Source organism: Clostridium sp. AM46-21 (assembly GCF_003480025.1).
GTDB lineage: Bacteria > Bacillota > Clostridia > Lachnospirales > Lachnospiraceae > Coprococcus > Coprococcus ammoniilyticus.
In genome coordinates this window covers 75,688-101,014 of sequence record NZ_QUIB01000005.1, presented here as the reverse complement: position 1 = coordinate 101,014, position 25,327 = coordinate 75,688, and the positions used below count along the sequence as shown (strand labels likewise).

Annotated in this window: 23 protein-coding genes and 1 tRNA gene; 3 read left to right on the top strand and 21 right to left on the bottom strand. The window is 41.8% G+C overall.

The features are described from left to right. Window positions 1-35: 35 nt before the first annotated feature. The 17 genes from DW959_RS04740 to tig form a co-directional block, all read right to left on the bottom strand. Window positions 36-3,995 carry a SpaA isopeptide-forming pilin-related protein gene (locus DW959_RS04740; protein WP_243023340.1) on the bottom strand — a complete coding sequence of 1,320 codons (3,960 nt, stop codon included), beginning with the start codon at window positions 3,993-3,995 and terminating at the stop codon, window positions 36-38. Then, complete coding sequence (locus tag DW959_RS14480; RefSeq protein ID WP_243023339.1) at window positions 3,989-5,413, bottom strand: SpaA isopeptide-forming pilin-related protein; 1,425 nt, start codon at window positions 5,411-5,413, stop codon at window positions 3,989-3,991. Before DW959_RS14480 ends, DW959_RS04740 begins: the two co-directional genes overlap by 7 nt. Before the next feature lie 91 nt (window positions 5,414-5,504). Then, complete coding sequence (locus DW959_RS04735) at window positions 5,505-6,293, bottom strand: hypothetical protein (RefSeq protein ID WP_243023338.1); 789 nt, start codon at window positions 6,291-6,293, stop codon at window positions 5,505-5,507. A 235-nt stretch (window positions 6,294-6,528) separates the two neighbouring features. Further along, entirely contained in the window at window positions 6,529-6,702 is a 174-nt protein-coding gene (locus DW959_RS04730; protein WP_015516967.1) for a hypothetical protein, read from the bottom strand. Window positions 6,703-6,707: 5 nt separating this feature from the next. Further along, window positions 6,708-7,157, bottom strand: a complete 450-nt coding sequence (locus DW959_RS04725) for a hypothetical protein (RefSeq protein WP_008395352.1) — start codon at window positions 7,155-7,157, stop codon at window positions 6,708-6,710. 8 nt (window positions 7,158-7,165) lie between these two features. Then, a complete protein-coding gene (locus DW959_RS04720) occupies window positions 7,166-8,086 on the bottom strand; it encodes a ParM/StbA family protein (protein ID WP_118332338.1) in 921 nt (306 codons plus the stop codon). Window positions 8,087-8,137: 51 nt separating this feature from the next. Continuing rightward, window positions 8,138-8,392 carry a hypothetical protein gene (locus DW959_RS04715; RefSeq protein ID WP_077326156.1) on the bottom strand — a complete coding sequence of 85 codons (255 nt, stop codon included), beginning with the start codon at window positions 8,390-8,392 and terminating at the stop codon, window positions 8,138-8,140. Continuing rightward, entirely contained in the window at window positions 8,379-8,528 is a 150-nt protein-coding gene (locus tag DW959_RS04710; RefSeq protein WP_227081570.1) for a hypothetical protein, read from the bottom strand. The genes DW959_RS04715 and DW959_RS04710 overlap by 14 nt, the downstream gene beginning before the upstream one ends. Window positions 8,529-8,798: 270 nt before the next feature. Beyond that, window positions 8,799-8,921 (bottom strand): hypothetical protein, encoded by a 123-nt coding sequence (locus DW959_RS14815; RefSeq protein WP_004611516.1) that lies wholly within the window; start codon window positions 8,919-8,921, stop codon window positions 8,799-8,801. Window positions 8,922-9,074: 153 nt separating this feature from the next. Then, window positions 9,075-9,359 (bottom strand): DUF6462 family protein, encoded by a 285-nt coding sequence (locus tag DW959_RS04705; protein WP_005340582.1) that lies wholly within the window; start codon window positions 9,357-9,359, stop codon window positions 9,075-9,077. Between the two features lie 3 nt (window positions 9,360-9,362). After that, a complete protein-coding gene (locus DW959_RS04700) occupies window positions 9,363-9,821 on the bottom strand; it encodes a DUF6462 family protein (protein WP_008395356.1) in 459 nt (152 codons plus the stop codon). 8 nt (window positions 9,822-9,829) lie between these two features. Further along, window positions 9,830-10,051, bottom strand: a complete 222-nt coding sequence (locus DW959_RS04695) for a DUF6462 family protein (RefSeq protein WP_008395358.1) — start codon at window positions 10,049-10,051, stop codon at window positions 9,830-9,832. Window positions 10,052-10,289: 238 nt separating this feature from the next. Continuing rightward, window positions 10,290-11,903: a lysine--tRNA ligase gene (gene lysS, locus DW959_RS04690; protein ID WP_117823181.1), complete on the bottom strand. Its 1,614-nt coding sequence runs from the start codon at window positions 11,901-11,903 to the stop codon at window positions 10,290-10,292. Between the two features lie 41 nt (window positions 11,904-11,944). Continuing rightward, on the bottom strand, window positions 11,945-12,427 hold the full coding sequence (gene greA / locus DW959_RS04685) for a transcription elongation factor GreA (protein WP_117808639.1): 483 nt from the start codon (window positions 12,425-12,427) through the stop codon (window positions 11,945-11,947). A 143-nt stretch (window positions 12,428-12,570) separates the two neighbouring features. Next, window positions 12,571-12,654 (bottom strand) — tRNA-Leu (locus DW959_RS04680). Between the two features lie 88 nt (window positions 12,655-12,742). Beyond that, window positions 12,743-13,897 carry an FKBP-type peptidyl-prolyl cis-trans isomerase gene (locus DW959_RS04675; protein WP_118615558.1) on the bottom strand — a complete coding sequence of 385 codons (1,155 nt, stop codon included), beginning with the start codon at window positions 13,895-13,897 and terminating at the stop codon, window positions 12,743-12,745. A 77-nt stretch (window positions 13,898-13,974) separates the two neighbouring features. Continuing rightward, window positions 13,975-15,201: a trigger factor gene (gene tig / locus DW959_RS04670; protein WP_117823185.1), complete on the bottom strand. Its 1,227-nt coding sequence runs from the start codon at window positions 15,199-15,201 to the stop codon at window positions 13,975-13,977. Window positions 15,202-15,701: 500 nt separating this feature from the next. On the opposite strand from tig, the gene nrdD reads away from it, so the two are divergent. From nrdD to dut, 3 genes are all read left to right on the top strand, one after another. After that, the gene (gene nrdD / locus DW959_RS04665; RefSeq protein WP_117823187.1) at window positions 15,702-17,828 is read left to right on the top strand and encodes an anaerobic ribonucleoside-triphosphate reductase; all 2,127 of its coding nucleotides are present in this window, start codon (window positions 15,702-15,704) and stop codon (window positions 17,826-17,828) included. 263 nt (window positions 17,829-18,091) lie between these two features. After that, window positions 18,092-18,628, top strand: coding sequence for an anaerobic ribonucleoside-triphosphate reductase activating protein (nrdG, locus tag DW959_RS04660; protein ID WP_021943173.1), 537 nt, complete (start codon window positions 18,092-18,094; stop codon window positions 18,626-18,628). Continuing rightward, window positions 18,628-19,074 (top strand): dUTP diphosphatase, encoded by a 447-nt coding sequence (dut, locus tag DW959_RS04655; protein WP_118615556.1) that lies wholly within the window; start codon window positions 18,628-18,630, stop codon window positions 19,072-19,074. Before nrdG ends, dut begins: the two co-directional genes overlap by 1 nt. Before the next feature lie 61 nt (window positions 19,075-19,135). On the opposite strand, the gene DW959_RS04650 is transcribed toward dut, so the two are convergent. From DW959_RS04650 to DW959_RS04635, 4 genes are all read right to left on the bottom strand, one after another. Next, complete coding sequence (locus tag DW959_RS04650) at window positions 19,136-20,176, bottom strand: peptidylprolyl isomerase (RefSeq protein ID WP_243023337.1); 1,041 nt, start codon at window positions 20,174-20,176, stop codon at window positions 19,136-19,138. An 88-nt stretch (window positions 20,177-20,264) separates the two neighbouring features. Beyond that, complete coding sequence (gene mfd / locus DW959_RS04645; protein WP_118615552.1) at window positions 20,265-23,789, bottom strand: transcription-repair coupling factor; 3,525 nt, start codon at window positions 23,787-23,789, stop codon at window positions 20,265-20,267. 135 nt (window positions 23,790-23,924) lie between these two features. Continuing rightward, the gene (pth, locus tag DW959_RS04640) at window positions 23,925-24,482 is read right to left on the bottom strand and encodes an aminoacyl-tRNA hydrolase (RefSeq protein WP_117823195.1); all 558 of its coding nucleotides are present in this window, start codon (window positions 24,480-24,482) and stop codon (window positions 23,925-23,927) included. Window position 24,483: 1 nt separating this feature from the next. After that, a complete protein-coding gene (locus tag DW959_RS04635) occupies window positions 24,484-25,242 on the bottom strand; it encodes a sugar phosphate nucleotidyltransferase (protein WP_117823197.1) in 759 nt (252 codons plus the stop codon). Window positions 25,243-25,327 lie beyond the last annotated feature (85 nt).

Here is a 25,327-nt window from a genome sequence, read left to right as displayed (position 1 = left end):
AAGTCACTGGCTTACATTCCCCGCAAGGTTAATTGTTACTGTTTATTCTTTTTCTTTCTTCCACGAAGTCCTACTCCGACACCAGTAATAAGTGCAAGTGCACCGATTCCAAGATAAAGAAGCGGATTTGCATTGTCGCCTGTCTGTGGAAGCTTAGGCTCTGTCGGTACATTGACAAGCTTAAGTGTTGTTACAACAACTTCCGGTGCATTGTCATCATATCGAAGAGTTACATCGTGAGCTGTTTCATCAAGGATATATCCGTCAGCTGCTTTTGTCTCAACTACTGTATAATGGATATCTTCCTTAAATGAACCATCCTCATTGTAAGTACAGATAGGAAGCTCCTTGCTCTCTGCATGACCATTCTTGTCAGTAGTGAGTGTATCAAGCACCTTTCCGTCCTTATCCCTTACTTCAAATACAACACCCTCGATCGGCTTTCCGGTTACTTTGTCAGTTTTCTCAATGACAATCTTACCGACTGCCTGTTCATCTTTCATGGATACCTTCTGGATTTCTGCTGTCTCCTTTACTTCAAAGGTTACATCACTTGCCACCTTATATCCATATGGTGCAGATTCCTCCCTGAGTGTGTACTTTCCGACAGGAAGTCTCTCAATCATATGAGTCTTTCCTGCCTCTGATGTCCAGCTCTCAACAAGCTTTCCATCAGCATCAATAACCGAAAGCTTTGCTCCAGGCAATTCTTTCTTGCCTGTGATATCAGTCTTTGAAATTTCTACCTTGATCGGTGCATTTTCAAATGCTGCCTTAAACTCGATAACCTTTACCTTATCTCCCTGATATGAAGCATCCACATCAAAAATCTTATCAGACTTCACATAGCCCTTTGGTGCCTCAATCTCTTTGACATAATACTGTCCAAGCGGAAGGTCAGAGGTAAATGTTACTTTGCCATCCTTTCCAGTAACACCTCTCTCAATCTGTGTATCTGCTTTGACAATGACTTTTCCATCTTTATTTACGATATCCTCTTTCGCAAATAAGCCGAATACTGCACCTTCAAGAGCATTCTTCGTCTCTGAATCAGTCTTTGTGACAGTAATCTGCACCTTCTGTCTCTCATTGGTTACATCCATTCCCGCAAATACAACCTTTGTATTCTGGTCGATATAAGAAAGGTCTGCATCAATCGGTGTATCATCCAGCACAAATCCATCTAATGTCTTTGTCTCTACAAGATAATACTTGCCAAGAGGAAGGTCATCAATTCTGGCAATGCCCTTATCGTTTGTTACGATAGTTGCTACCTTTTCCCCAGCTTTATGGTAAATGCTTCCAAGTCCGTCTGCACTCACGATATCCTCCTTTGCATATACATCAAAGGTTACTCCTGCAAGACTGTCCTTGAAGTAATTGAAAATGAAATCATACCAGTGTCCCTTCATAAGAGTGGTATCTGTTACAAACTCGCCATCCTTGTTGATCACGATAGAACCAGTCGGAACCTCATCCTTCATTTCTACATGCTGCACATCTCCTGTATCCTCTACAGTAAACTGAATATCTGTTGCCTTGAGATATCCGTAAGGAGCAAATTCCTCACGAAGAGTGTAAGTCTCTCCTACGACAAGTCTCTTGATCACATGTGCTTCCTTAGCATCAGATGTCCATGTGTCTACCACATTTCCATCCTTATCAAGTACAGTAAGTGTTGCACCTGTAAGCTCTGCACCGCTTGTGATATCTATCTTTGTAAACTCAAAGGTTGTCGGAGTGTTCTTATACTCGCTGTTATATACAGCAGTCTTAACATCCTGTCCCTGATATTTTGTATCAAAGTTTACTGCTTCCTCATTTGTCACATATCCGGCAGGCTTTACAAGCTCCCTTGCAACATATTTTGCAAATGGATAATCCTTAACAAAAGCAATCTTTCCATTCTCATCAGATGTTGTCTTCTCAAGAAGTGTGCCTTTCTCGATAATTACCTTGCCATCTACATTCTTGATATCCTCGTCTGCATAAAGACCAAATACTGCACCTGCAATCGGTGTATTATCTTCTGAATCAAGCTTAGTCACTGACATATCAAGCTTCTGTCTGTCATCTGAGAAAGTAAGGCTTTCCTTGATAACAGGTGTCTTATCATCCACATATGTGAATGTCACTTTCTGCTCATTCGGATTTAATACATATCCGTATGGAGCTTCCACTTCCACAACTCTGTACTGTCCAAGAGGAAGATTCTTAGCTGTTGCCTTTCCATCCTTGCCAGTTGTAAGAGTTGTCACAAGGTCTCCCTTGCTGTAATACTTAATGCGGTTTCCGTCTGCATCCTTCTGGTTGTCTGCTGTGTAAATATCCTCGGCAGCATAAACTTTGAATTTTGCTCCGGCAAGTGAGCCTTCCTTATAAACAAACTCTTTCTCATATGAGCTTGCAAGAAGTCCACCCTTGAATCCGTCAAGTACCTCTCCCTTCTTTTCTACAGTCAGCTCTCCGACTGCAGGGGCATCGGAATATTCCACAGTAATGATTGCATCATTTGTATCACCATCTGTCTCAAATGCTGTGTCAGTATCAACAGAGATGCTGACATACTTATCATTTACAACATAGCCAAATGGTGCAGACACTTCCTCAATGCGGTAGTTACCGATTTTCAGTGCCTCCGGTAAGATTAAATCTCCGTCCTCATCAGTAAAGAATGAAGTATGCTCTACCTTTGACGGATAAGTTGTGTACTGCTTTACATATTCGTTCTTATCAATATTAAAGATCTTAAACTCTGCGTTTGGTACAAGTACTGTCTGCTTTGTATCGGAATCCTTCTTGATTACACGAAGCTTTGCAGTAAACTCCCTGTCAAGAAATACTCTCCATGTCTGAGGCTCTGTTGGATGATTCTCCTTTATCTTTACCTCAAATGGCTTGATTGTTTTCATGTTATGCGGAGTCTTTGACTCAACTACCACATAGGTTCCATAAGGAATTGCAATAGAAACTGCATGTCCCTTGTCATCGGATGCGATTGTTGTTGCTCCGTTTTCCCCGATTACCACAGGAGTAGCCTTATCAAAGTCATAACTTCCATCTGCCTTTACGGATAAAGAAGATTTTAAGTATGCTGTGAACTCTGCACCTGCCAACAAGCCTGCTTCAGTATCATCGCCATTGTCAGATACCTTGATAAGCTGGAATGGCTGCTTGATGACCTGCTCTGCTGAGGTTGTGCTTCTTGATATCTCTGCTACAAGGTCTCCCTCATAGTCGCATACTACATCGTGCTCCTCTTCGTCTAAGAGATACCCCTCTGATGGAGTGATTTCTTTCACATAATAGTTTCCAAGGTAAAGGTTATTGACCTCTGCCTCGCCATTCTTATCTGTTGTAAGTGTTGCTACAAGGTCTCCTGCCTTGAATACGACTCCTGTTGCTCCGTCCGGATGCACGATATCGTTTCTCGCATAAAGACCATAAACTGCACCTTCAAGGCTTGCATCTCCCTGGGCTACTGCCTTGCCTGATTCCTTGTCTACCTTGTAGATATGAATCTTTGCTGTGGTTCTGTCATTTACAAATGTGTAACTGAATGATGCCTTTGCCTGTGTTTCAGGTAATACATTGAAATTGAAGCTGTAAACATCTTTACTGTTTCTGATATACGCATATGGTGCCTGTGTCTCTTGGATATAATATCCGTTAGAGATTGGCAGATCCACGCTGTAGCTTGCCTTTCCGTCCTCACCTGTAGTTACTGTCTCAAGAGCTGTACCCTTTGTGACAATAACCTGTCCGGCATAGTTTTTGATGTCATTTCCGGCATAAAGTGTGTACTTGCCACCATCAAGAGGGTTCTCTGTGTCAGAGTCCTTCTTTACGACAGATACATCCGCTTTCTGTCTTGTATTCTCAATCGTAGTTGATTCATACTGTACTGTCACAGTCTGGTCCTTATACTCAACTGCTACTGTCTGAGGTGTGGTATTGATTGTATACCCGTCAATGCTCTTAATCTCAGTTACCACATAAGTTCCAAGATGAGGTCAGATAATACCACCTGTCCGTCAGTTCCTGTTGTAAGGCTTTCTGCCACAACATCGCCAGCACTATACACCTTTGTACCATCTGCCTTATAGATATCTGCTCCGGCAGTTACCTTAAAGGTTGCTCCGGAAAGCTTCTTTTTCTCATAAGTGAAATTGCTTCCATTCCATGAGCTAAGCACCTCACCCTCTTTATAGATTGTGATTGCTCCAAGCTGCTCTTTATCTGTTGCAGAGATTCCCGTTGTCTGTCCTGCTTTTACAGTAAGTGTATGAACTGTACCGGAAAGGACATATCCCTTTGGTGCGGTAATCTCTTTTACATAATAAGTGCCTGCGACAAGTGCAGCTGACTTTGCATATCCGTTTCCATCTGTTGTCATGGTCTGTACTCTGTTTGTGCATCCGCTGTCAGAATAAATTCCATAGACTGCACCGGAAAGCTTCACTCCGCTTGACTCATCTGTCTTTGTAAGCTCACCATATCCGATGTTCTCTGTCTTGACCTTGATATAGGCTTTGACAGGATCTGCTGTCGGTCTTTCAGAAATAAACTCCTGATATCCGCTCTTTCCTGTAAGCCAGAATACACAGCTTGATGTTGTCTCAACCTTGCCAGCATTGGATGTGAATGTTCCTGTTGTAGCTGTGGTATTCACACTCGTTGAAGAGATTGTAATACTGTTGCCATTCTTATCAACAGAATATCCGCTGATGCCAAAATCAAAGTCTGATAAGACACCATTGCTGTCAGATAATGTTGCTTCAAATCTCTGACTTCCCTCATTCCACTTCAGCTCATAAGTTGGTGCCTCACTGGTTCTGCGTGATGCAAAACTTGGAAGTGTTGCATTGTAGGAGCTGCTGATATTGTCCCTAAGTCTCTCATAATAGCTGTATGAAGAATCAGGACTTGGTGCTGTGTTACAGAGCTTTCTTGCTGCTGAATCACCGCTTCCGGTTCCAAAGATATCTGCTACAATAACCCATACCATTGCCTGAGTTGCGATATACTCATCGCACTGACTGTTGCTTGGTGCCGCCTTTTGTGTACTGTTAAACCCATAATAAAGGCAGTAACTTAAAAGCTTTCTCTGCTGTGCTGACATTGATGTGCTCGCATCATCGTAGCTGTTCATAAGCTGACCGCCATCTGCTCTTAATCCGAAATTCATACAATATGCAGAATTTCCGTCAAGAATTGAATACAGAATCTTGCCATGATTATATCCGGGCTTCAGCTCACTTACTTCTCCGGAATTTTTGACTGACGCATTCCAGAACGCAATATTTGCCTGCGGACTGGCTGCAAATGCTGTTGTTCCATTCGTAAAGAGTGTTCCAACCAGTGTGAGCATAGCCATAAATCCTGCCATAAAACGCTTTAGTTTCTGTTTCATGTGCTCTTTCCTCCTTAATTTACGCATAAAAAAAGAAAGACATAAGTTTATAGCTTACATCTTTCTTCCTTCTGCTTCTATTCGTTTTTATTTATCTGTGACATCGAAACTCGTAATAGTTTGTACCGCCTGTCGTGTAAACTCCATCATAACTGATGTAGAATACCGGATCTGTTTCCAAAAGTAACATACTTGCAATATATCCTGCGATTGCATCCTCAGATGATAACCGCTGTCCATCAATGGTACTTGCTTTGTTGAGGTCTGTCTCTACAAACACACTATAATAAGAGCCTTCCATACCATCGTAAGGATAATACTCATTGTACTCTTCCTGCGTGATACTGCCGTCATTCAAATGATTCTGTAAATTCTGCTGTGTGGTAATCATCCCTCCTGCCTGACACTTTGCTGTTGCAAGTGACACAACATTCTGTGGACTGTATGCCACGGATGCAGGCTGTGTATTGCTCACATTGTCTTTCGGACTGTCTGTAGTCTGACCACCATTACCTGCATTACTCTGATTTCCGCCAGCTTCCTCATTATCATTTACTGAAGCTTTCTGTTCCGGCTCGTCATTCTGCTTTGGCTTTTCTTCCTGCCTTGAAGCAGTTTCATTATCAGCAGACCGGTTATCTTCCTTATCATTCTTCTCTTCTGAATCTTTAACCTCGGCAATATCTTTCTCTGTCTCTTCGCTTCCAGCTTCGGTTGTGACCTCTGTGACAGCTTCCGTTGCCATTTCTGCTTCTTCAGTTGGCTTTACGCTTTCCGTCTGTTTCTCTGTCTGATTATCAGCCTTTTCCTTACCACCATTACAGGCAGCCATTGAAAAGACCAGTACTGCGGATAATAAGATAATACTTATCTTCTTCATAGTAATCGCCCATCCCTTCTCCGCAAGAGGGACGGGCTTTGTGTTCCGTGCCATCCACCCTTGCGGTGAACTATTTATCTGTAATGCACGGGACACATAGGACTGTCCCGTATTCTGTGCATCTTAAACTCCTTTCATTATACCAGCTCTCTTATTCTAAAGAAATACTGCATAAGTCTTCTGTTTTTCTTGTAATTTAAGAATAAACCCTTTACCTGCATACGCTCACCTCCTCTCAGAATGTGCCCATTCTTACGAATGAAAGAAATATCCTTGCCACCATAGCGAATAGAAGAAGAATTATTCTGGCAAGTCCTAAGACCAGCTTCAACGCTCCAAGAATTATCCTTAATATCCACTTGAGTATCTCTAAAATCACTGTTCCTACGGCTCCCATAACTCTTCTCATAATAATCAGTCTCCTTTCGACATCCATCCCATTGCAAGACCTGCAACATCTGCATCGTCCATAACATCTTCTGTAAGTTCTTGTGCTTCACTATTGGCTGCCTGCATTATTACCGGCTGACCAACATTCATCCCGGATATCACTCCGCCTAACAGCTTTATTACCTCTTTTCTAGCCTCATTGGTTGCTGCTTCAATGACCTCTTCCTTAATGTCATCAATATCTTCTGACCGGATATATTCAGCCCTCTCTTTTTCCTTCTTCTTGATAACAAAAGTTTCTTTTCCATAATTATCAATGTAGAACTGAATCGCATCTATAATGAACTGGTTCTTAGATTTGAAAATCTTCGGATCAAGGTTCTGAATCACATCATTGATTTTCACATGCTGAGGATTGCTCATGTTGAGGCGGACAGAAGTTTTTACTTCATATTCAAGTCTTCTTCCCATCATCTGCCTCCTTATGATAATCGCTTAGTGCTTTTAAGTCCCATCGTGGCAAGCTGCTCATATCCTCTTGCATTTGCCTTTACATCAAGGTTATAGGAAATGTTCTTTGCATCGTGACTACCAAAATTCTTCATCACAACTGCCCCGCCACCGACAAATACAATCGGTGTAGTCTTTAAGTTATACCCAAACTCACGGATTGAGTTATATACCTTATCAACAAAATCCTCTATCTCTGCCTTGATAATGGCAAAGTATTCATCATCAATATCTGACCTGCCATATCGCATGATGTTCTGTATCTCTGACTCGTCTACCTCTCCGTTAAGTTGTCTTACACATTGTTCATTGATAGAACGCATACAGGTAATAAGACCTTTTGGTATCGTCACACACTTTGATTCATCCGGTGACTTGTTGATTACCGGCATAATGTCGATTGTCCAGCTACCGATATCTACTATCAGCGTTTTCTTTGCCATTGTAGGAATCTTATCCACTACTGCTGCATAACACTGAGGGAATACTGCCACATCATCAATTTCAATATGATATGACTCATTCTCATATTTGAAATTTACACGCTTATTCTTTGTCAGGTACTTGATAAAGTCATTCTTCTCAGCTCCAAATCTTGTAAGTGGTAGTCCTACGGCAAGGAATACCTTTGCCTCTGCAAGACCTCTTCTTTTAAGTTCCTTAGCAACTGCTGCAAGAGTGAGAAGATAAAAGCTGTCATCTTCGACCTTGGTATCCTTTACTTCCTGCCTCACAGTCCCAACCTTATAGAACTTTCCTTCATACTCAAGTACATCGCCGAAAAGTGCCGGAGTTGTTGTAATCTCCTTAACTCCTGTGACAAATACCTGAGAGATTGTTTTCATCATTGACCAGCCATGATCAATGCCGATTACTTCTAACTTGTTATTCATGTGTTTTGCACATCCTTTCTTCTTAAACAGCCACTTGAACATCTTAACCACCTACTTTCCTATCAGCTTTCGCATACAAGGAAAACAATAACCATTCCCTCGATAATATGGACATCCGACACATTCCGTCGGAAGTTTCTGTTCCTTTTTCTTAGATGGTTTACAACATGTTCCATTGGCACATCTGTTGTTATGTCCCCAGAAGAATCTACAATGCATACAATCTTTTAATTCTCTTTCAAGCTTTTCTTCTGGAGATACAAACCTGCGTTTCTTATGCTTATCTCTTTTTTCAACTGTTCCCACCAGAGCTCTCCTCCCTTCCAAGGAGTGATTGCTCTCTTATCTGTTCCATTGTCCTGTCCGACTCTCCTGCCGTCCTAGCTAACGAATACAATACGATAAGAACAATAATTATTAATGCTATGCTAAATCCCATCACCACTTTATCCTCCTTCAAATTAGTTGCCATATAGACAGAATTTGAATTTGGAAGTGATATAGTCTACATGGCTATGCTTAACGCTAAGCATGTAGGTACACGCCAGTCTTCTAGACTCCTATATCGCCCCGTGTACAAAGAGGTGTTCTCACCTCCGGGAGTTACAGACGAGCCACAAAATGTGTTTCACGACGCCCTTCTGAATTATCAGAAGCACTATCTCCTCTTTTAGCCTTTTGAGGATAAGGACGAACTTCTCGCCCTCTGTGGTTAATTATCCTTACGCAACATGCCTATTCCTTTTACCAGATTTCCATCCAGCTTCTCGCCCTTCATCTTTCGATCCATCAGACTACTAATATGATAGCTGTGACTTTCATCCTCCAGGTACATACCCCGTAAATTTACTACCTACAGATACTCTGCAGTGCAAACTACTTTGCAAATCTGTAACTGATTATTCAATTGTTATGTCCAATCTCTCTTGGACAATTGATATTCTACAATGCACTTTAATTTTACGGAAGTGACACCACTGGTGTATTTTTACGAATTTTCACCAGTTTTTGGTGTATTTGTCATTTCCTTTAATTTGTTCCATGTATGCTTAGGCAGTTCTCTTGCCGGCTCTCTGAATCGTTCAAGATATTTTTCAAATAATTCCGTATTGATTAATGCTGAATTACCGACTTTATAGACTGCTCCTGCCTCTCTCGCAATTACTATGATTCTAGATTTACTTATCCCATAAATAATCGCTCCTTCCTCTGCATTGACAAATTTTTTCATAAAATCCTTTGTATCTGAATAGCACTTATATGAGTAACTCATTCATCAGTCTCCTTTCACATTTGGCAATGGATGTTTCATTTCTGTTGGCGGTTCTCTGAATTGCTCCATATAATCATCAAAAATTTCCAAATTTATTAATATAGTATTTCCCTTAGCTGTTCCAATCTTATATACAGCACCCGCTGCTCTAGCCATTTCAATAAATCTATGATGCCCTATGCTATATGTCATTGAAGCTTCCCCAATTCTTACAAACTTCTTTTCTACGATTTTGTTTGAACTAGGCACTCTTGCAAAATGTTTCATAAATTTCATCAACCTTTCCTTATGTACTAATATAATCTTTGCAAGCTGATATCTTGCTCCAGCAGCTAATGCTATATCCATTGCCTCATCTCGTGTTACATCTAATAAAGCCATTACTTCATCAATACGAATAAATCTTGGTTTTACAATTTCTTTTCTATAGGCACTAACTGAACCACTCAATGTATTTACCATAACATCACCTACTTATAAAACTCAGAATCTGTAATATGAAAAGTTTCAAGATACTTATCCAATATTTCTGTATTAACAAGTACAAGCTGACCAATCTTATAACAAGCCTTGGCATCCTTAGCCACTTCTTGAAATTTTGTCATTCCCATACTGTACATCTTTGCACCATCTGAATATCTTACAAACTTTTTTGCATCCTCATATCTATCTTTTTTCTTTGATTCATCCATTGCTGTGCTCCTTTCACTTTGACTTCATAACAAATGACGTATTTTCTCCATAACGCAAAAAGAGGACATCTTCTAAATTTCTTTAGAAAATGTCCTCTTAGTAGTTCATATTCGATTGAGTCTTATTCTTTTCAGATTGTGTACTCTTTCATACTGATGTAAATGACTATGCCAAAATACGTCTTTTAATGCGTCCTTTGACGTACTCAAATGCCTCAATCCCGCATAAACACTAGGTTTATTTATCCAAGCTCTTCATCGTCGGGAAGAGGAGCACATCACGGATTGCCTGTGAATCAGTCAACAGCATAACCAGACGGTCGATACCATAACCGATACCGCCTGTAGGAGGCATACCGATCTCTAATGCATTTAAGAAATCCTCGTCTGTATGCTCTGCTTCATCATCACCGGCTGCTGCATTTGCATCCTGTGCTGCAAAACGCTCACGCTGATCGATTGGATCGTTCAGCTCGGAATATGCATTACACATCTCCCATGTGTTAATGAACAGCTCGAAACGCTCAACCTTACTTGGATCAGAAGGTTTCTTCTTGGTCAGTGGGGAGATCTCGATCGGATGATCCATGATAAATGTAGGCTGGATCAGTTTTTCTTCACAGAACTCCTCAAAGAACAGGTTAATGATATCACCCTTCTTGTGACGTTCTTCATATGCAATATTGTGTTCATCAGCCAGCTTCTTAGCTGCTGCATCATCTTCTACCTGATCGAAGTCGATTCCGGTATATTTCTTGATCGCATCATTCATGGTCAGGCGCTCAAATGGCTTACCAAAATCAAGCTCGATTCCATTATAGGAAATCTTTGTGCCTCCACAAACTTTCTCAGCAAGATAACGAAACATGGACTCTGTCAGTTCCATCATACCTTCATAGTCTGTGTATGCCTGATATAATTCCATCAGCGTAAATTCCGGATTGTGTCTTGTATCAACACCCTCGTTACGGAATACTCGTCCAATCTCGTAAACTCTTTCCAGTCCGCCTACGATCAGACGCTTCAGATATAATTCCAGAGAGATACGAAGTTTTACATCCTCATTTAATGCATTGTAATGTGTCTCAAATGGTCTTGCTGCCGCACCACCTGCATTTGCAACAAGCATAGGAGTCTCAACCTCCATGAAATCACGATCTGCAAGGAAGTTACGGATCTCTTTTAAAATCTGTGAACGCTTGATAAATACTGCCTTGCTCTCCTGATTCATGATAAGGTCTACATATCTCTGACGATATCTGACATCTGTATCTGTTAAGCCGTGGAACTTCTCCGGAAGGATCTGTAATGACTTGCTTAAAAGTGTCATTTCTTCTGCATGGATAGAAAGCTCTCCTGTCTTTGTACGGAAGGCCCATCCCTTTACACCATAGATATCACCGATATCAGATTTCTTGAAATCTGCATAAGCTTCTTCACCGATCTGATCTCTTGCAACATATACCTGAATGTTGCCCTTCAGATCCTGAATATTACAGAAGGATGCCTTACCCATAACACGCTTGAACATCATACGTCCTGCAATGCTTACATGGATCGGTGATGCATCCATGATTTCTCTTCTCTCGTTATAATCGTTGTTCAGCACTTCCTTCTTCTGTGCATCATCCAGCCCTTCTACATCCGGTTCCTGTCTGCCTGCGAGAAGCTCTGCTTCATGTGCTGTATATGCTTCCTTTACATCTGTGCTGTGATAAGTCACATCATACTTTGTAATCTCAAATGGATCCTTGCCAGCCGCCTGTAAATCTGCCAGTTTCTCGCGACGAACCTGTAACAGCTTATTTACATCCTGTGACTTAGCCTGATTGTTCTGCTTATTCTCTGCCATCTTTGTTTAATCTCTTTCTACTATATTGATCATTCTGTTTATTAGATTGCTCTCTTGATATCTAATATTCTGTATTTGAATTCTCCGTCCGGTGCTTCTACCGTTACTTCTTCACCAACGCGTGCACCCTTTAGTGCCATACCAACCGGTGATTCATCAGAGATCTTATTCTTCATGATATCTGCTTCTGTTGAACCAACGATATGGAACACAACTTCCTCGTCAAATTCATAATCATATACTGTTACGGTACGACCGATACCGACAACCTCTGTATCAACCTCGTCCTCGTCAACGACTTCTACATTTTTCAGGATAGCCTCTAACTGCTCGATTCTTGCCTCGATATCACGCTGCTCGTCCTTTGCTGCATCATACTCAGCATTCTCAGATAAGTCTCCCTGCTCTCTTGCTTCCTTGATCTTGGCAGCAATCTCTCTACGTTTATTTACCTTCAGATCCTGAAGTTCTTCTTCAATTTTTTTAAGTCCTGTATAGGTAACTACCTGTTTCTTTTCAGCCATCGCCGACTACCTCCTAAACAATATCTGTGTTTTCCGTTAAGTTCTCACAAGTATCCTACATTATATTCCAGTTTCCCTGTAATGTCAAACCTGTATATAGAAAAAAGAAGCCTTAAAACTAAGACTTCTTTTCCTTATATCAATGCAGTTGATGGGACTTGAACCCACACCCACGTAAGTGGACATGAACCTGAATCATGCGCGTATGCCAATTCCGCCACAACTGCATGAACGTGCTTTATCTCACGCACTCGTTTAATATAGCACGTCATCTGCTTCTTGTCAAAACAAATTTTGTAAAAACGTCAACTTTTTTTATTCTGCCTCTGAAGCTGCCTCTGTTGTTGACTCTGTGCGCTCTGCTTCAGTGGAACCATCTTCCGATGCATCTTCTGAACTTGCTTCAGTAGATTCAACCTGAACAGCTGTACCCATCAGATAATCAAGAACCTTTTCCTCTGTTGCATAGAATTTCAGATCGCTCGCTGAATATTTGGAGTTGATCGTATCCTCGTCTACCTCATTATCATCCATCAGCTTCTGCTTATATGCATCAGTCTCCTTATCATTTGCGATCAGATTTTTTTCTAACGCGATCGAGCTGACAACGATCTTCTCCTGCATTACAGATTCAACTGTGCTCTGAAGATAGGAAACAAATGCAGATTCATCTGTATATCCATAGAAATACTGTAAGAATGTTGGTACGCCGATTCCATACTGGGAGGCACTGGACTCGATATTATCCATAACACTCTTGACATAGGAATCAATTTCGCCTTCCGGATACTGATTAAATGTTGTTTTCTCTTTGATTGCCTTTAATACATTTGCACGATCTGTACTGTCTGCAGTTTTGTCTGTATCCTTCTGAAGCTCATCTGTCAGATACTTGGTATAATCCTCCGTCGTTGTATATTTACCATCCGTAGCCGACTTCACAAGGTCATCTGTATATTCCGGTGTCGTCGTTATCTTGATATAATTGATCTTTATATCAAATACAGCTTCCATTCCTGCTACTGTTGTATCAGAATAATCATCCGGATATGTGATCGTGATCTTCTTCTCTGTACCAGGCTTTAATCCGATCATCTGATCATCAAGTCCCGGTGCTAATGCATCCTTGCCTATAACAACACTGGTTCCGGCTTCATCATCATTCTTATTCTTTTCCTGACCATTGATCGTTTCTACATAATTGACGTTGACATCATCACCATCTTTAATGGCACTGTCATAATCCTTTGTCTCTATATTATTATCTGTACAGAATGAATCAATCTTCTCATCGATCTTATCCTGTGTTACCTCTCTGGATGCCGGAACATATTCAACGCCATCATAATCACTTACCTCTGCACATTTTGCATACTGCTTGAATTCACTCTTTGTGCTTCCACATCCGCTAAGCACTCCCATGCCGACAACGGTTGCCAGGCAAAGGGTCATTACCTTCTTCATTTTCATAATATAATCTTTCTCCTCAAGGCTTCATCTTATTATTTTATCATCCTCATTTTAAGGATCCTGTTTCAACATCCGCTTTAGTTTGCCTCTGTTGTTACTTCTGTGGTTTCTTCAGAAGCCGTTGTTGCTTCTGTTGCAGCTTCTGTACTCTCTACCTTCTTGCCATTATCAAGCAGGAAAGTCATAACCTTATCTGCAAGTGTATAATACATCAGATCTTCAGAAGAATACTGCTCTCTGATCTGATCCTCTGTTGTAGAATTATTGTCTGCCAGCTTCTTAATATATGCTGTTTCTTCATCTGCATCGATCGTAATATTCTCTGCTTTTGCAATCGCACAGACAGCCTTCTTTTCCTTTACGGACTCTTCACAGATCTGCTTTACATATTCTGCAAATGACTCCTCATCACTGTATCCATAGTAGTAATTGATAAATGTTGCATAATCGAAATTATAGGAGCTTGCCTGAGCTTTCAGGTTGTCAATAATTTCGCTTGCAAGACTTTCAACTTCATCTTCCGGTACATTCTCGATCTGTGCTTTATTAATAACACTTGTCATAACCACATTCTGTGCAGAAGTAAGTGCTGCAGTCTCATTGCTTGCTTCCAGTTCTGCTTTGATTGATGCTTCATATTCATCTACTGTTTTATAGGAAGTATTATTGGCAACAAGTTCATCGTTGTACTCTGGTTCAACCGGAATCTTAATGTAGTTTACAGTCGTCTTAAATACTGCATCCTTTCCATTCAGTTCTGTGTTTGTTGTACTGTAATCCTCCGGGAATGTTACATTTACATCAAATGTATCTCCGGCTTTATGACCTACGATCTGATCTTCAAAATCATCAATAAAAGATTTGCTTCCCAATGTCAGATCATAACCATTTCCATCAGAATTACCACCTTCAAATTCCTTACCATCTACAGTTCCGACAAAGTCGATATTTACAATATCACCCATCTTTGCTGCACTTGTCTTATCTTCATTATAAGTAGTGCAGGATGAAATAAAAGAATCTACCTTGCTCTGAATATCATCTGCAGTTACCGCTTCCGGTGCATATTCATATTCAATTCCTTTGTACTCTCCAAGCGTAACGCCATCTGCATATTTCTCGATATACTCATCGATCGTCAAATCTTCTGCTGCCTCTGTGCTGCTGTCTGATGAAGTCGCATCCGTTTGTGTTGCATTGTCAAGCTTACCGGTTGTATTCTTTTTATCGCCGCATCCCACAGCCATAGATAATGTCATTGCCATTGCAAGAGCAACCGCAAGTCCCTTTTTCAATTTCCTCATTGTACTTACCTCTATATTATTATAAAATTAGGTATCACCTATCATAGCTTTATATCACATTTCCAATTAAAAATAAAGCTATTTTAAGTAATTCATAGAAATGTCACAAACTATGCAACGTTATTGTTAAATGCCTGATTGTTCGCAATATTTCGACAGCATCCATACTTTCAGATACAATTTCCGACAATTTCACATAATGTCAATCGCCTCTCGAACAGCAAATCACATTTTCCCATGCAACACAATATCTAGTATTATTTCTTTGATTTTTTCTCAATATTTTGTACTGATTGATATAGACAAACCAAAATGGTGATGCTATAATGTGTAACTGTCGGGGACATAGAGTTACAAAATATTCCAAACGATTTTTTAGTCTCACAGATTTTAAATCGTTCATTTTTTTGTCTTTTTTTCACACACGACGCAATATGTTGGGGTTTGAGAAAATATCGCACTCAATATCTAGATAATCAATTTTGAAGGAGAATGTAAAAATGCAGGTAATCAAAAGAGACGGTCGAGCCGTATCCTATGATCGCAGCAAGATTATCGTTGCCATCCAGAAGGCAAATGCCGAAGTCGAAGACTGCGAAAAAATTTCTGAAGAAAAAATAGAAGAGATCATAGACGGTATCGAAGCAAAAAACAGAAAAAGAATGCTGGTCGAGGACATCCAGGATATCATCGAGCAGAAGATTATGGCAGAAGGGAAATTCGTCCTTGCCAAAACTTACATTATATATAGATACAGCCGTGAACTGATCCGTAAAGCAAATACAACTGACGATTCCATTCTCAGCTTGATCCAGAACAGAAACAAAGATGTTATGGAAGAGAATTCAAATAAAAACGCAACTGTTGCTTCCACTCAGCGAGATCTGATCGCCGGTGAGGTTTCAAAGGATCTCACCAAACGACTTCTGCTGCCTGAAAAGATTTCAAAAGCACATGAAGAAGGTGCGATCCATTTCCACGATGCTGATTATTTCTTACAGCCGATCTTCAACTGTTGTCTGATCAACATCGGAGATATGCTTGACAATGGCACCGTCATGAACGGCAAACTGATCGAGAGCCCTAAAAGTTTTCAGGTTGCGTGTACGATCGTTACACAGATCATTGCTGCCGTTGCCTCCAGCCAGTATGGTGGTCAGTCCGTTGATATCCGTCACCTTGGAAAATATCTGCGTAAGAGTTACAATAAATACAAAGCGTTATATCAGGAAGAATTTGGCGAGAGATTAGATGCTGATACATTAGAGGAGCTGGTAAAAGAAAGACTGAACGATGAACTCCGTTCCGGTGTTCAGACAATCCAGTACCAGATCAACACTCTGATGACTACAAATGGCCAGTCTCCATTTGTTACCTTATTCCTGAATCTCGATCCAAATGATGAATACATTGAAGAGAATGCCATGATCGTAGAAGAAATCCTCCGTCAGCGTTTAGAGGGTATTAAAAACGAAGTTGGTGTTTATGTAACACCTGCATTTCCAAAGCTGATCTACGTTCTGGATGAGCACAACTGCTTAAAGGGCGGCAAATATGATTACATCACCCGTCTTGCGATCAAGTGCTCCGCAAAGAGAATGTATCCGGATTACATCTCCGCTAAGAAGATGCGTGAGAACTATGAAGGTAATGTCTTCTCCTGTATGGGATGCCGTTCTTTCCTCTCTCCTTGGAAGGATGAAAATGGCAACTATAAGTGGGAAGGTCGTTTCAACCAGGGTGTTGTCAGCCTGAATCTTCCTCAGATCGGTATTCTGGCAAAGGGTGATGAAGATAAATTCTGGTCACTCCTAGATGAACGGCTTCAGTTATGTTACGATGCTCTGATGTGCCGTCATAGAGCGCTGGAAGGCGTAACTTCAGATGTCAGCCCGATTCACTGGCAATATGGCGCGATCGCACGATTAAAGAAGGGTGAGGTTATCGATCCATTACTTCACAACGGCTACTCTACTCTGTCGCTTGGATACATCGGATTGTATGAAACTTCTATCCTGATGAAGGGTGTCAGCCATACAGATCCGGTTGGTGAAGAATTTGCATTAAAGGTTATGAACAGAATGCGTGCAGCCTGTGATAAATGGAAGGCTGATACCGGACTTGGCTTCGGCTTATATGGAACACCTGCCGAAAGCTTATGTTACAGATTTGCCCGTATTGATAAAGAGCGTTTCGGTACGATCAAGGATGTTACAGATAAGGGCTACTACACGAACTCTTACCATGTTGATGTACGTGAGAAGATCGATGCATTCAGCAAGTTCAGATTTGAGAGTCAGTTCCAGACGATCTCATCCGGTGGTGCAATCTCCTATGTCGAGATACCAAATATGCGCAACAATCTGGATGCACTTGCAGAAGTGGTTCGTTACATTTATGAGAACATCCAGTATGCTGAATTCAATACAAAGTCTGACTATTGCCATGTATGTGGCTATGATGGCGAGATCATCATCAATGCAGATGGTGAATGGGAATGTCCTCAGTGTGGCAACAAAGACCATGCAAAAATGAACGTTACAAGAAGAACCTGTGGTTATCTCGGTGAGAACTTCTGGAACGTCGGCAAAACAAAAGAAATGGCTTCCAGAGTATTACACCTGTAGAATTCAGGTCTGATGCATGTGGTTCAGCCATACCACAGATAAAGACATATACCACATACGATCAGAATATACCGGAATTTTTATAAAAACACTTGCTATATTGAAAAAATTGGTTTATATTAAAGCTATGCATAAAGTATTTACTTGTATGAACAGTTTACATCCGATTTTTAACTAAGTGCATTAATAATTTCAATTTGTATGGTCTGCATGTCGTAGAGGGCAATGCGGGCCATACTTTTTGTATGGGAGAAATAATAATTATGAATTATATGGATATCAAACGGTGTGATATCGCAAACGGAACCGGAGTTCGAACCTCTCTGTTCGTATCCGGCTGCACACACCACTGTAAAGGTTGTTTTAATCAGGATACCTGGGATTTCAACGCAGGTAAGCCCTTTACTCAAAAAGAAATTGATACGATCATTGAACTCTGTAAGCCGGATCATATTGTAGGGCTTACCCTGCTTGGCGGCGAACCATTGGAATTCGTCAATCAACAGGGACTGCTTCCACTTCTGGAACAGTTCAAGGCTGCTTATCCGGATAAAACGATCTGGTGCTATACCGGCTATGATTTTGAAAAAGACGTTCTGGACAAGATGTATTTCCAGTGGGATTTCACTCACAAATTCCTGTCCTATCTGGATGTTTTAGTCGATGGAGAATTTGTTGAAGAAAAGAAAGTTCTGGATCTGCGATTCAGAGGTTCTACAAATCAGAGAATATTGGATGTTCCAAAATCATTAGCTGCCAAAAAAGCAGTCTTATGGGACGAGAAAGGAAGGTACTTCTAATGACCACATTTGATATTAACATTAAGAAATTGAATGAAAATGCGACAATTCCTTCTTATGGTTCTGAATTTGCTGCCGGCGCAGATCTGTATGCCTGCATGGATGAGCCGGTAACGATCGCTGCAGGAGAAACCCAGTTCATCCACACCGGACTGGCTATCGAGATTCCGGCCGGCTATGCCGGACTGGTCTATGCGAGAAGCGGTCTTGCCTGTAAACGTGGTCTTGCACCTGCCAACAAAGTAGGCGTTATCGATGCAGATTACCGTGGAGAGATCATGGTAGCACTCCACAACCACTCTAATGTCGATCAGACGATTGAAAGCGGCGAACGTATTGCGCAGCTTGTTATCACCCCATACATTACCGGATGTTTCCATACTGTAGATGAATTATCCGATACTGTACGCGGTAAGTGTGGATTTGGTTCAACCGGAAGAAAATAAACAGGCGAAATAAAAATGTCCATGGCACGAAATGTACCATGGACATTTTTATTCTATCCCACTAATTAAACGTGATCATACTATACACATCGGTATTTACACTCTTGGAATAAGTGTAATCTTTATCAATCTTCGATACCCAGTTCGTTAAAAGGTTATTAAAATAGGCATCATTTGCCGCTTTTGTCAGCTCCGCTTTATTCGTAGCGGTTGCCTTCTCATCCGTCAGATATGTCATCTGGAAGATATGATAGCCATTCTCAGTCTCGATAACCTGTGAGATATCTCCATCCTGCATATCATATAAAGTATCCAGCACCTCCTGTCCATAGCTTTCCAGGATCTGATCCTTACTCATGGTATGGCTTCCTGCATATTGCAGGTTATTTGTGTGACCAAGGAAAGTGATATTCAGGTTCGGATTGTCCGATAACTGCTGTTTGATCGAAGTATAAGCCTCGTCCGCTTTTTGTTTCTGTTCTGCAATCTTATCCTTACTGTATACTACGATATTCCCAAAATCATCCTCATAATAACACTCAAAGAACATATCGTAAAATGTCGTCATTCTTGCCTGCTCATCGGACACCTCAGCAGAGGAATCGCTCATGACATGATCGTAGATCTTCTTTGCGAGTGCATTCTCCTGAAGAACACGGGATGGTGTATCTGCCTCCATGCCGGTTTCTTTCAACTGCTCATCGGTCAGACTGTTATAGAAATCTTCCGCTTCCTGTTCTGCCTGTGCCTGTTCTTCCGCCGTCAGACTGATCTTATATTCATCCGCCTGTGCGATCAGCGCCTTGGTCTGGACAATATTAGAGATCACTTCACGTCTTGCCATTTCCTCGACGTTCATCTCGATGCCCCCATCCGTCTCGATCGTTTTTCCCCAGATATCGTTGCCGTATTCCTTTTCGTACTCATCAATGGTTGTCTGTGCATAGATATACACCTCGTCCAGATAAATGTTGTCATTTCCGAATTTGAATACGATATATTTTCCTGTATTATCCTGACTTTCTTCTCCGCACGCTGCAAGTGTAAGTAACATCACACATGTACAGATCAAAGAAATAGCCTTTAGAATTCTACGTTTCATCCACCAAACCTCCTGTTCTTCCAGCTCACCGATTCCGGCATCTGCATCATCCTGCAAACATTACAGATTTCGGTATGCTGATCATCCTTTATTCTTCTGCAAGCTCCGCAATATCAGCTACAACTGCTCTCGCCTGCTTCCAGATTTCTTTCTCTGTGATCGTCTTCATCTTAAGCACAAAAGATGGACTGTTGCCGATCACAAATTTCATGCTTCCTCTATATTTATCTAATAACGAATCAATCTTTGCTGTGTCGATCTTCGCCTGTTTAAACATCGAAAACCGTAGCTCCGCCCCCGCCAGCATAATGCTGGTTATATAGGCACGATTTGCCTTTGCCTTTAATAAAGATACATCAAGCAGGTTCAGAACCTCTGTCGGCATCTCTCCAAATCTGTCGTTTAATTCGTCAATGATATCGTCGTAATCATCATCCGATGCGATATGAGATATCCTCTTATACAGATCCAGCTTAATGAATTCATTCTTGACATATTCAGCCGGTATATAAGCATCCACCGGAAGCTGTACGGTTGTCTCAAACCGTTCTTCAACCTTCTCGCCCATCTCCTGACGGATCGCATCATTTAACATCTTACAGTACAGATCATAACCAACTGCTTCCATATGACCGGACTGATCCTCGCCTAAGATATTTCCCGCGCCGCGGATCTCCAGATCCTTCATGGACACCTTGATTCCGGAACCAAGATCGGTAAATTCCCGGATCGCTTTCAGTCTCTTTTCCGCAGTTTCCTTAATAAGTTTATCCCGACGGTACATCAGAAATGCATATGCATTCCGATCTGAACGGCCGACACGGCCGCGGAGCTGATACAACTGGGATAAGCCAAATGTATCCGCATCATGAATGATCATGGTATTTGCATTCGGAATATCCAAGCCTGTCTCGATGATCGTCGTAGTAACCAACACATCAATCTCATGATTGATAAACCGGTACATGATGTCCTCTAGTTGTCGTTCATGCATCTGGCCATGCGCATACTCAACGACTGCATCCGGTACAAGGGATGCGATCTCCGATGTGATCATCTCTATATTATTTACCCGGTTATATACATAATATACCTGACCATCCCGCGCCAGCTCACGCTTGATCGCTTCTTTGACAAGTTCGGGATCAAGCTCCATGACATAGGTCTGGATCGCCCGTCTGTCAACCGGTGCTTCTTCCAGAACGCTCATATCCCGGATACCGATCAGACTCATATGAAGTGTACGAGGAATAGGAGTCGCTGTCAAGGTCAGGACGTCAACATTTGTCTTCATCTGCTTGATCTTTTCCTTATGTGTGACACCAAACCGCTGCTCCTCATCTATGATCAGCAGACCGAGCTGCTTAAATGCCACATCCTTGGACAACAACCGATGTGTTCCGATCACGATATCCACCTTGCCGGCCTTCAGATCAGCAATCGTCTCCCGAACCTCCTTCGGTGTACAGAAACGGCACAACAGCCGGATCTCGACCGGAAATTCCTTCATACGTTCTTTAAATGTATTATAATGCTGCTGTGCAAGGATCGTAGTCGGCACAAGATAAGCAACCTGTCTGCCATCGTATACTGCCTTAAATGCCGCACGGATCGCAACCTCGGTCTTACCAAAGCCCACATCACCACAGATCAGACGGTCCATGATCTTGCTGCTCTCCATGTCTGCCTTTGTCTCTGCGATCGCTTTCTTCTGGTCATCCGTTTCCTCATACGGGAACATTTCCTCAAATTCCTGCTGCCAGATCGTATCCTTCGAATAGCAGAAGCCCTGCGATGCCTGTCGTTTCGCATACAGGTTCACCAGCTCTTTCGCGATCGTTGCAACATGACCTTTCACCCGGCTTCTGGTCTTCTCCCAGTCCTTACTGCCCAGCTTGTTGATCTTCGGTCGTCTGCCCTCTTTATCACTGTATTTCTGGATACAGTCTACCTCAGAAGCCAGCACATAGAGCTTTCCGCCCTCTGCATAATTGATCGTTACATAATCCTTCAAGACACCATCCACTTCAACCTTCTCGATACCGCCATAGATACCAACTCCATAGCGTTCATGGATCACGCAGTCTCCCACACTGATATCGGAGAAATCTTTGATCACTTCACCGGAATACCGTGGCTTCTGATTCTTCTTTTTCTTCGTACTGCTCCGTGCAGTAAAGACGTCGCCTTCATTTATCACAACCAGCTTCAGCTCCGGGAACTCAAATCCTGCCCGAAGTCTTCCTGTCGTAACCATTACCTCTTTCTCGGAAAGAACGCGGTCGGTATCCTCCGAATAGAAGCATGCCACATCATGGCCGGTCAGATTTTCAACCATCCGTTTGGCTCTGGTCGTCGATGGTGAGATAAATACGATTCGATAATTCTTCTCTCTCCATTTTCCGATATCCGCAATTAACGCTTCAAAATTATTTCTGTAGGAATTAACCACACGGCTGTCGTAAGTTACATCATGCCGGATCGTAAAATACCGATCCTCATGATACAGAATAGAAAATGCGAGCGTCTGAAATGCCTGCATTTTCTGCACGATTGCCGGATAGGTAAATAAAATATTCATCATACCCGGAAGGATATAGCCACCCTCCAGGCGGCTCTCCATACTCTCAAGGAAGGTCGCCATATAGTTATCCGCATAATCTGATATCCTCGAGGTCTCATCTAATAAAACAACTGTATTTTTTGTATGAAAGCAGTCTAACAGTGATACGGTCTTACTGTAGAAATACTCTACATAACTGTCGACTCCTGCCATTCCATGGAACTCCGTCAACTGCTCTTTGATCTCTCCGATCTGCTTCTTTAAGCGGGCAGCTTCCTCTGTCTTGAACTCTTTCCGCAGCTTCTCATAATATGGTTTGAATTCCTGCTCCAGCTTACGGATACCCTGCGCCGTCCTGCGATCAGACAACACCATCTCGCTTGCTGGATAGATCTGGATCTCCTGCACCTGTTCGATCGACCGCTGGCTTTCCACATCAAAGCTTCGGATGGTATCGACCTCCGTATCCCACATATCGATACGATATGGACATTCCTCTGTCAGAGGAAAAATATCAATGATACCACCACGCACAGCAAACTGTCCGACACCATCTACACTGTCTGCCTTTTCATACCCCAGTTCCACCAGGCGCTTCTTAAGCGCCTCGACGTCCAGTTCTTCTGCCTCACGGATCGTCACCACATTTTTCTTAATATAGGACAGATCCGGCATCCTATCAAATAACGCATCTACCGTCAGAATGATCGTACAGGCTTCTCCCTCGATCAGTCGTCTGAAAATATCCATCCGCCGTCTGGTGATAGAATTTCCATGGATATCTGAGCTGTAAAATAAAATATCCTTCGACGGATACATATACACCGCTTTATCATAGAAACGGAAGTCCTCATATAACTGTTCCATTCTCTGTTCGCTGTAGGTTACGACCAGCCTTACATGTGCATCGGATGAAAATGCATGCATCAGATACACCCGGTCTGTTCCGTCATTTCCGGATATATTGACGATGCCATCCTGCTCTTTTAACCAGTCCTTTATCTGTATATAATTTTCGGTATGTTTTACAGGCTCATTGATTGCCTTCATATCGACGCCAAATGCCAGGCTGATACAGCCTGGCTCCCTTTCTTTTTTATTTTCTGATTATTTATACCTGTCTGACCATATGCATGGCTACACCCTGTATACGACCTGTTCCGATCAACACATTTGGTCTTTCGGTTAATTATATTTATTCATTGCTGCTGACGCACTGTCTTTTAAGATCAATGCGATCGCATCACAGGCATTATCACAGCCTGCCTTGATCTCCGGAAGTTCATCTTTTCCGAATCTGGATAATACATAATCTGCAAGATCCATACGATCCGGTTTCTTTCCGATTCCGACACGGACACGGACAAATTCCTGTGTTCCCAGATGCGAAATGATATTCTTCATTCCATTATGTCCACCGGCACTTCCCTTTTCACGGATTCTAAGCTTGCCGACTGCCAGATCGATATCATCATAAGCAACGATCACATCGGATGGATCGCATTTGTAATAATCAACCAGCTCCCGGACACTTTCTCCACTCAGATTCATAAATGTCTGTGGCATTGCAAGGATCACTTTCTCTCCTTCTATCATGCCCCTGCCATAGATCGCTTTATGCTTCTTTTCACTCAATTCTATATTATATTTATCTGCAAGTCCTACAATTACGGAAAATCCTACATTATGTCTGGTTCCCGCATATTTGGTTCCCGGATTTCCAAGTCCTACTATCAGTTTCATCTTATCTTGACCTCATTATCTCTTCTGCTTCTGCAAGCTGTTCCAGTGTATTAACACCCTTGATCTGATCTGCATCCTCCATGGCTGCCGCATCGACCGGAAGTCCCATTTTCTTGATGATCTCAATGGTATCCGGCAGATAATATTCACCCTGTGCATTATCATTTGTAATCTGTGAAAGTGCTGCCAGTAATGCATCACATTTGAAAATATACATACCGGAATTTACTTCTCTAACCGCCTGTTCTTCCTCGGTTGCATCCTTCTGTTCTACGATCTTTGATAAGCCTTTCTCATCACGGATAATTCTTCCGTATCCAAATGGATCTGAAAGCATCGCTGAGATAACCGTAACACCATTTCCTGCTGCAACATGCTTCTTGATCGCCTGCTCTAATGTCTTACCGGTTACAAGTGGTGTATCTCCGCAAAGGACAACAACATCGCCCTCTGTGCCGATAAAATCAGAAGCACACTTGACCGCATGACCGGTTCCAAGCTGTTCGGTCTGTAGTGCATAGCTTACTACATCCTGCATTTCTTCTGTCTTATCAAGCTTCGCATAAGTATCTTTAATACTTTTTTCTACTTCTTCTGCCTTGTATCCAACGATCACGCAGACTTTATCACATCCGGCAGCTCTTGCCGCTTCTATCGAATAGTATACCATCGGCTTACCAAGCACCTCGTGCACAACCTTTGGCTTTTCAGATTTCATTCTTGTTCCCTTGCCTGCTGCAAGGATGATTGCTTTCAGCATAATTACCTCCAAATAAAATATGAGATTACCACAGCTAATTTTACTTTATCCCTATTTCATTTTCAACCATATGGTGGAAATATTT